Consider the following 6,793-nt stretch of genomic DNA (forward strand, 5'->3'; position numbering starts at 1 on the left):
CAAAACATGAACGCACAAGCGCTGATCACCATTCACGATGTTCAAGCCAGCATCCGCTGGTCCCAGGCCACGCTGGGCGCCACGGCGCTCGAGCCGGTCAACCCCTATGCCGGGCACCGGGAGGTCTGGCTGCGGGACCCCGACGGCTCTACTGTCGTGATCGCCGGGCGCTACGGTGATCTGGGCCCCGGGGCGGGCCCATGAGCCTGCGCAAGGAACACCCGACCCGCGACGAGATCGCGCTGCTGCCGCCCTTTCCTGGCCTGACGCTGGACCGCATCCATCTGCTGCGCGGTGAGGCGGATCTCGCAGCGGCCGAGGCGGAAATCCTGCGCGAGCGCCAGATTGGCTTCGACACCGAGAGCAAGCCGACCTTCACCCGCGAGGCCGTCTCCGACGGCCCGCATCTGATCCAGATCGCGCTGAGCGAGCGCGCCTTCATCATCCAGATCGACGCCCGGCCGCCGCTGGACTTCCTGAAGCGTGTCATCGAGTCCGAGGAGATCCTGAAGATAGGCTTCGGCCTGGACTCCGACCGCGGCCCGCTGCTGCGCAAGCTCGGCCTGCAGCTGCGCGGCAGCATCGAGCTGTCCCGGCTGCTGCGCCAGCAGCTGGGCTACCGGCAGGACCTGGGCGTCAAGGCGGCGGTGGCCGCCGTGCTGGGACAGCGCCTGAGCAAGTCGCGCAAGGCCACCACCTCGAACTGGGCCGCCGCGACGCTGAGCCCCAGCCAGCTGACTTACGCGGCCAATGACGCCTTCGCCGCGCTGCAGGTGTTCCGGGCGCTGGGCTCGGAGGCGCCCCATTCGCCATAACAACAGCGTTGAACGGAGGGAATCGATCATGGGAGTCTGCTTTCTCGCCTATGCCGTCGCCGATCACCACATCGAGCGTCTGCAGGCCGATCCACCGCTGGTCTGGCGCCTGCTCGAACCGGACGACGAAGCCGTCTATCTGCGCGAGATCGGCTTCGACGCCCGGCCCTCGCTCTGGGCCCGGCTGACCGGCAAGGCCGCGGCAGCGCCGCCGCCGGTGCCGTCGCTGAACTTTGCCGAGCAGGAGATGCGCATGCTCGATCTCGACAAGTCCTGGGACGGGATCAACACCTGCCTGAAGGCGCTGGCGCCGGGCGCGCCAAACTTCTTCGAGGACGGTGAGCCGATCGGCGCGATCGAGGTCGGCTATGGGCCGGCGCTCTGCCTGCGCAGCGCCGCGATGGCGCGCATCGCCGCCGCCTATGCCGCTGTCGACGCGGCCGCGCTGATCGAGGTCAGCCAGCGGGTCGATATGGACGACGCCTACCTCAGCGCGCTATGGCGGCGCCAGGACGCCGAGTCCCAGGCCTATCTGAGCGAGAACTTCGCCGAGCTGCAAGTTTTTTTCCAGCACACCGCCCGGCATGGACTGGGCGCCGTGATCCAGTTCAGCTGAGCTGACGGCGCCGGCCCGGAGATGCTGGCCGCCGAGCCGCAGCGCTAGTCCGCCAGCGCCAGCCAGCGCTGCGCCTGCAGCACCACCGGCCGGTCAATCATGCGGCCGTCGAGCTGCAGGGCCGCACCGCCGGCCGCAGCGTCCGCCTCGACCACGCGGCGGGCCCAGGCCAGCTCGGCGCCGCTGGGCCGCAAGCCTGCATGCACACCGTCGATCTGGCGCGGGTGGATGCAGAGCTTGGCGCCGAAGCCGTAGCGACGCGCGCGCTGGCAATCGGCCTGCAGGCGCTCGGCATCGNCAGGCCAGCTCGGCGCCGCTGGGCCGCAAGCCTGCATGCACACCGTCGATCTGGCGCGGGTGGATGCAGAGCTTGGCGCCGAAGCCGTAGCGACGCGCGCGCTGGCAATCGGCCTGCAGGCGCTCGGCATCGTCGGTCTGCACGGTCACGCCGTCGATGGTCGGCGCCAGACCGGCCAGCCGCGTCTGCATCGCCAGCGCGAAGCGCAGCGGCGCCAGCTCGGCCTCATCAGCGCCGCAGCTGATGCCGGTGTCGGCCATGAAGTCGATATGGCCCAGCACCAGGCGCAGCACGCCGGGCGCGGCGGCGATCTCGGCCAAGGCCTGCCAGCCCCGCGCCGACTCGATCAATGGCAGGACGGGCAAGGCGCAGGCCTCGGCCAGCCGCGCCAACGTCAATGCCGACTCGACCTTGGGACACATCACGGCGGCCAGCCCCGGCAGGCGCGCCAGCAGCGCCAGGTCCAGCGGCCAGTCAGGCCCGCCCTCGGCATTGATGCGCAGCAGCAGCAGGGGCCGGCCCTTGCTCCGCAGCTGCGGCCACTGTGCCGCGATGGCCAGGCGGGCCGCCGCCTTGTCGGCCGCCGGCACGGCGTCTTCCAGGTCGAAGATCACGGCGTCAGCGCCGCTGGCCAGGGCTTTGGCAAAGCGCTCGGGCCGGTTGCCGGGCACGAACAGCAGGCTGCGCGCCTGAGCCAGCGGGCGCGCTCGCAGGCCGGTGTTCAACGCCCGCCCTCCAGGCCCAGCTCGCGCAGAATGGCCGCGTTGTGCTGGCCCAGCGCCGGAATGGCTTCCATGCGCGGCCTGTAGGCCGCGTTGGCGCCCGGCGGCAGCAGCGCCTTGATCGGGCCGGCCGGCGAGTCGACCTCGGTCCAGCGCTCGCGGGCGGCCAGCTGCGGGTGGTCCCACAGCTCGGCCATGCTGTTGACATCGGCATTGGCAATCTGCGCGCGATCCAGGCGTTCGCGCAGTTGGCTGCTGCTCAGCGTCGCGAAGCAGGCCAGGATCAGAGTGCGCAGCTCCTCGCGGTGGCTGTTGCGGGCCGCGTTGCTGGCAAAGCGCGGCTCGCCGGCCAGCCCGGGCTGCTCCAGCACCAGCGCGCAGAAGGCCTGCCATTCGCGCTCGTTCTGCAGGCCCAGCATCACGGTGCGGCCGTCGCCGGCCTGGAAGGGGCCGTAGGGATAGATGGTCGCGTGGGCGGCCCCCAGACGCGGCGGCGGGCTCGCACCCTGGTAGGCGTAATACAGCGGGTAGCCCATCCACTCGCTCAGCGCCTCCAGCATCGACACATCGATGTGCGAGCCCTCGCCGGTCCTGGCGCGCAGAAGCAGGGCTGAGAGGATGTTGGTGTAGGCATACATCGCGGCGGCGATGTCGGCAATCGAGGCGCCGGCCTTGACCGGGTCCTCGGGCGTGCCGGTAACCGACAGAAAGCCGGCCTCGGCCTGGATCAGCAGGTCATAGGCCTTGCGGTCGCGGTAGGGGCCGTCGTTGCCATAGCCCGAGATGTCGCAGACGATCAGGCGCGGGTAACGCCGGCGCAGGGTCGCGGCATCCAGGCCCAGCCGCGCGGCGGCCCCGGGCGCGAGGTTCTGCACGAACACATCGGCCTTGGCCAGCAGGCCCTGCATCACGGCATCGGCGGCCGGGCTCTTCAGGTCCAGCGCCAGGCTTTCCTTGGAGCGATTGACCCAGACGAAATGCGAGCATTGCCCGGCTACCCGGCTGTCGTAATGGCGGGCGAAGTCGCCGTCGCCGGCCCGCTCCACCTTGATGACCCGCGCGCCCTGATCGGCCAGCTGGCGGGTGCAGAACGGCGCGGCAATCGCGTGTTCGAGCGAGACGACGGTGATGCCGTCGAGCGGGCGGGGGCGTGCGGTGCTCATGATGGGCGCCCCTCAGTCGATCTTGGCGCCGGAGCTCTTGACGAGCTTGCCCCAGCGGGCGATGTCTTCCTGCAGCAGCGCGGCGAACTGGGCCGGCGTTGCGCTGGCCAGTTCCACGCCCTGGGCGCTCAACGCGGCGCGGGTCTCGCCGTGCTGCAGCACACTGGCCATCGCCTCGCCAAGGCGGCGCTCCACCTCCGCCGGCACGCCGCGCGGCGCGAACAGGCCCACCCACAGGGTTCCGGCATAGCCCGGCACCTTCTCGCCGATGGCCGGCACCTCGGGCAGGGCCGGCGAGCGCTGCGGCGAGCTCACGCCCAGGGCCAGCAGCCGGCCGCTCTTCAGATAGCCCAGCACCGAGGGCAGGCTTGCGAAGGCCATCGGCACCTGGCCGCCGATCACATCGGTCAGCGCCGGCGCCACGCCCTTGTAAGGGATGTGCTGGATGTCCAGCCCGCCCATTCTGTTGAGCATCTCGCCCAGCAGATGGTTGAGCGTGCCGTTGCCGGCCGAGGCGTATTGGTAGACGCCCGGCTTGGCCTTCACCAGCTTCAGGAAGTCGTCCAGGTTCTTGGCTGCAAAGCCGGGCGTCACCACCAGCACATTGGGCACCGAGCCGACCAGCGCAATCGGCACGAAGTCCTTCACCGGGTCGAAGCCCGGCGATTTGTAGACTGCCGGGTTGATGGCCTGGCTGCTGCTGATGGTCATCAAGAGCGTGTAGCCGTCCTTGCTGGCCCGGGCCGCCAACTGGGGGCCGATATTGCCGCCCGCCCCGACCCGGTTCTCCACCACCACCGTACCCTTGAGCGTCTCGCCCAGACGCTGGCCGACAATGCGGGCCACGATGTCGTTCGTGCCACCAGCGTTCTGCGGCACGATCAGGGCGATGGGCTTGGCCGGGTAGTCGCTGGCCAGCGCCGCGCCGCTGCACAGGCCCAGCAGGGCAGCGCACAGCGTGCGACGGATCATTTGGTGAGATGTCATGGCTTGTCTCCGTGTGTCGGTGGGATTGGAATGCCACGATCTTGGTCGCTGCCGCTCTGCGCAACAATGCCAATGTTTGGAGAGAAGGCTTCCGATTTCCGGAAGCCACGAGCGCCGGAAATCTCTGCGATGCGTCTGAGCCTGAGCGATCTGCGTCTGTTTGTCGTGGTGGCCGAGCAGGCCAATCTGACCCATGCCGCCGCGCTGGTTCACCTCTCGCTGACGGCCACCAGCACCCGCATCCGCGCCATCGAGGAGCAGGCCGGCATGGCGCTGCTGGAGCGGCAGGCGCGGGGCGTGCGGCTGACGCCGGCCGGCGAAGCCTTCGCCCACCATGCCAGGCTGATGCTGCAGCAAGCCGAGTCGCTACGCGCCGAGCTGCAGGAGTATGGCGGCGGCCTGCAGGGCCATGTGCGGGTGTTCGCCAACACCACGGCGATGACCGAGTTCATGCCCGAGATCCTGGCCGGCTTTCTGGCCGCGCAGCCGCGTGTCACCGTGGGGCTGAAGGAGCATGCCAACCACGAGATTGCACGCGGCGTGCGCGAGGGCCGGGCCGATCTGGGCATCGCGGCCGGGGCCGTCGATCCGCAGGGGCTGGACGCCTTTCACTTCGCGACCGACCGCCTGGTGCTGGTCTGTGCGCGCCGTCATCGGCTGGCGCGGCGCGCCAAGGTGGCGCTGGCCGAGGTGCTGGGCGAGGCCTTTGTCGGCATGCACGAGGACAGCACGATCGCGCGCTTCCTGACCCGCGTGGTCGAGGAGATGGGCATGGCCGCGCCGAAGCTGCGGGTCCAGGTCAGCAGCTTCGATGCGATGTGCCGCATGGTCGAGGCCGGGGTCGGCCTGGGGCTGGCACCGGAATCGGCGGCGCACCGCCATCAGGCCGCCGGCATGGGCATCGCGCTGGTGGCGCTGAAGGACGACTGGGCACTGCGCCAGCGCTATCTGTTGACCCGCCAGGGCCAGCGTCTACCGGCCTATGCGCACGAGCTGATCGCGCGCATTTGCGCGCATCACGGGCCGGTGTGGCCGGGCCCGGCCCGGCCGTAACGTCGGGACAGGGCCCCAGGACTTAGGCCGGACTCAGCGCCGCCGGCCCCGTGTCCGACAGGTCCTTCAGACTGCCCTGCCGTATCCGCGCCTCCCAATGCCCGGGCCGCTCCGGCCGGCCGGAGAGATAGCCCTGCAGGCCCTGCACACCCAGCGCCTGCAGGAACAGCAGCTGCGGCACGGTCTCGACCCCCTCGGCCACCACCTGCAGCCGCAGGCTGTGGGCCAGCGACACCACCGAACGCACGACCCGCTCGCGCCGCGCGTCCCCGGGCAGGCTGCGCAGAAAGCTGCGGTCGATCTTCAACACATCGATGGGCAGGTCCACCAGCTTGGCCAGCGAGGAATAGCCGGTGCCGAAGTCGTCGATGGCGATGCGAAAACCGGCCTCGTGCAGGCGCTGCAGCTGCTGCAGCGCCTGGGGCGGCGGGCGCGCCCGCGCCGACGCGGTGACCTCCAGCTCCAGCTGCGCCGGCGACCCACCCTGGCGGGCCAGGCTGGCCTGCAGCATCTCGAACAGGCTGTCGCGCTCCAGATCGCGGGCCGAGAGATTGACCGCCAGATGGCAGTGCTCGACGGGCAGGCCCTGGGCCCGCCACTGCGCCAGCTGGGCACAGGCCGCCTCGATCACCCAGTCGCTGATGCCGCCCACCAGGCCGCAGGCCTCGGCCACCGGGATGAAGTCCACCGGCGAGATCGCGCCCAGCACCGGGCTGGTCCAGCGCACCAGGGCCTCGAAGCCCAGCAGCTGGCCATCGGGGCGCAGCTTGGGCTGGTAGAGCAGATGCAGCTGCTGGCCGGCCAGCGCCTGCGGCAGCTCGGCCTCGATGGCCATGCTGCGCGCCACCGCCTGGGCGGTGGCGGTGTTCAGCAGCACCAGGCCGTCATGGGTCTCGCGCCAGCGCGGGTCCTGCCCCATGTCCAGCGCCAGCTCGGCGCAGCGCAGCAGCTCGGCACCGTCGGCACCGGGCTGGCGCGCCAGCAGATCGGCGCTGGTCACCAGGCCGAAGGCCAGCTCCAGCGCGACGCGCTGCTGCGCCGCCTGGCCATGCTGGGGCAGCCGTGCACGCAGACCGGCCACCAGCGCCAGCACTGCGGCCTCGTCGAGCGAATCGGCCGCCAGCGGCAGCAGCAGCGCG

Annotated in this window: 7 protein-coding genes and 2 pseudogenes; 4 read left to right on the plus strand and 5 right to left on the minus strand. The window is 70.6% G+C overall.

The features are described 5' to 3' along the window. Positions 1-6: 6 nt before the first annotated feature. From PO768_RS03050 to PO768_RS03060, 3 genes are read left to right on the plus strand one after another with little or no spacing between them, the layout of a single operon-like run. Complete coding sequence (locus PO768_RS03050; RefSeq protein ID WP_272644833.1) at positions 7-204, plus strand: hypothetical protein; 198 nt, start codon at positions 7-9, stop codon at positions 202-204. Further along, positions 201-815 (plus strand): 3'-5' exonuclease, encoded by a 615-nt coding sequence (locus PO768_RS03055; RefSeq protein ID WP_272644834.1) that lies wholly within the window; start codon positions 201-203, stop codon positions 813-815. The genes PO768_RS03050 and PO768_RS03055 overlap by 4 nt, the downstream gene beginning before the upstream one ends. A 28-nt stretch (positions 816-843) precedes the next feature. Next, on the plus strand, positions 844-1,431 hold the full coding sequence (locus tag PO768_RS03060; RefSeq protein WP_272644835.1) for a DUF1877 family protein: 588 nt from the start codon (positions 844-846) through the stop codon (positions 1,429-1,431). 44 nt (positions 1,432-1,475) lie between these two features. On the opposite strand, the pseudogene PO768_RS29245 reads toward PO768_RS03060, so the two are convergent. The 4 genes and pseudogenes from PO768_RS29245 to PO768_RS03075 form a co-directional block, all read right to left on the minus strand. Continuing rightward, positions 1,476-1,727 (minus strand): annotated as a pseudogene (locus tag PO768_RS29245) (CoA ester lyase); the annotation flags it as partial. A 118-nt stretch (positions 1,728-1,845) separates the two neighbouring features. Then, a pseudogene (locus PO768_RS29250) lies at positions 1,846-2,400 on the minus strand (HpcH/HpaI aldolase/citrate lyase family protein); the annotation flags it as partial. Between the two features lie 50 nt (positions 2,401-2,450). Continuing rightward, entirely contained in the window at positions 2,451-3,614 is a 1,164-nt protein-coding gene (locus tag PO768_RS03070; RefSeq protein ID WP_272644836.1) for a CaiB/BaiF CoA transferase family protein, read from the minus strand. Between the two features lie 12 nt (positions 3,615-3,626). After that, the gene (locus PO768_RS03075; protein WP_272644837.1) at positions 3,627-4,601 is read right to left on the minus strand and encodes a Bug family tripartite tricarboxylate transporter substrate binding protein; all 975 of its coding nucleotides are present in this window, start codon (positions 4,599-4,601) and stop codon (positions 3,627-3,629) included. A gap of 129 nt (positions 4,602-4,730) precedes the next feature. On the opposite strand from PO768_RS03075, the gene PO768_RS03080 reads away from it, so the two are divergent. Continuing rightward, positions 4,731-5,654 (plus strand): LysR substrate-binding domain-containing protein, encoded by a 924-nt coding sequence (locus PO768_RS03080; RefSeq protein ID WP_272644838.1) that lies wholly within the window; start codon positions 4,731-4,733, stop codon positions 5,652-5,654. 22 nt (positions 5,655-5,676) lie between these two features. Here the strand turns inward: PO768_RS03080 and PO768_RS03085 are convergent. Next, the coding region (locus PO768_RS03085) for an EAL domain-containing protein (RefSeq protein WP_272644839.1) at positions 5,677-6,793 on the minus strand (1,117 nt) is incomplete at its 5' end.

The sequence above is a fragment of the Paucibacter sp. XJ19-41 genome, from assembly GCF_028462495.1.
In the GTDB taxonomy this organism is placed as follows: domain Bacteria; phylum Pseudomonadota; class Gammaproteobacteria; order Burkholderiales; family Burkholderiaceae_C; genus Roseateles_E.

Coding starts and splice junctions, on each gene's coding strand:
- PO768_RS03075 (WP_272644837.1), bottom strand. CDS start 4,601: ATGACATCTCACCAAATGATCCGTCGCACGCTGTGCGCTGCCCTGCTG.
- PO768_RS03060 (WP_272644835.1), top strand. CDS start 844: ATGGGAGTCTGCTTTCTCGCCTATGCCGTCGCCGATCACCACATCGAG.
- PO768_RS03080 (WP_272644838.1), top strand. CDS start 4,731: ATGCGTCTGAGCCTGAGCGATCTGCGTCTGTTTGTCGTGGTGGCCGAG.
- PO768_RS03050 (WP_272644833.1), top strand. CDS start 7: ATGAACGCACAAGCGCTGATCACCATTCACGATGTTCAAGCCAGCATC.
- PO768_RS03055 (WP_272644834.1), top strand. CDS start 201: ATGAGCCTGCGCAAGGAACACCCGACCCGCGACGAGATCGCGCTGCTG.
- PO768_RS03070 (WP_272644836.1), bottom strand. CDS start 3,614: ATGAGCACCGCACGCCCCCGCCCGCTCGACGGCATCACCGTCGTCTCG.